The 647-nt window shown below is 50.2% G+C and carries 2 protein-coding genes; both read left to right on the top strand.

All coding sequences use genetic code 11. The annotated features are described in order from the left end of the window. On the top strand, positions 1–313 hold a 313-nt coding region (locus J5224_RS33525; RefSeq protein WP_319802547.1), incomplete at its 5' end, for a transporter associated domain-containing protein. A 23-nt stretch (positions 314–336) separates the two neighbouring features. Beyond that, positions 337–647 (top strand): type VII toxin-antitoxin system MntA family adenylyltransferase antitoxin (mntA, locus tag J5224_RS33530; protein WP_264629198.1); only part of this gene is annotated, 311 nt, incomplete at its 3' end.

Consider the following 647-nt stretch of genomic DNA (forward strand, 5'->3'; position numbering starts at 1 on the left):
TAATTTGCCGGTCGAGGGAGAAGATGTCGATGCGCGTCACGACATTACGCAAAACGAAGACGGGAGTTGGACGGCCAACGGCTACACACCGCTCGAAGATCTCGCGATGTACATCCCCCTTACGCTGGATGAAAAACGCGAGTATTACACGCTGGCCGGGTTGATGATGGAATATTCACAGCGCGTGCCGCAAGAAGGTGATGAACTCACCATCGATGGTTATCGCTTCAAGATATTAAGCATGGAGAGCCACCGCATTGTGAAAGTGGCAATCACTCTGGAGCACGCGCCTGAGCAGGATTATGAGGTATAATTACCGCAAAGCGGAGATATCTTATGCGTGATGCATTAATCAGTTTGATAAAAGAGGCAATACCCACTGTCAGCCTTATTTACCTGTTCGGCTCTCATGCGACAGGAAATGCTGGCCCTGACAGCGATATAGATGTTGCCGTGTTGGCACAAGACCCTCTCGATCCTGTTTATCGCTGGGAGCTTGCTGGCAAAATAGCCACCGCGTTGCATCGTGATGTCGATCTGGTTGACCTTAGACAAGCCTCAACGGTATTGCGCATGGAGATTATTCGCCACGGAGTTTGCCTGTATCAGCGCAATCAGGAAGCAGAACAATTCGAAATGACCACGCT

The sequence above is a fragment of the Candidatus Symbiopectobacterium sp. NZEC135 genome (assembly GCF_025962695.1).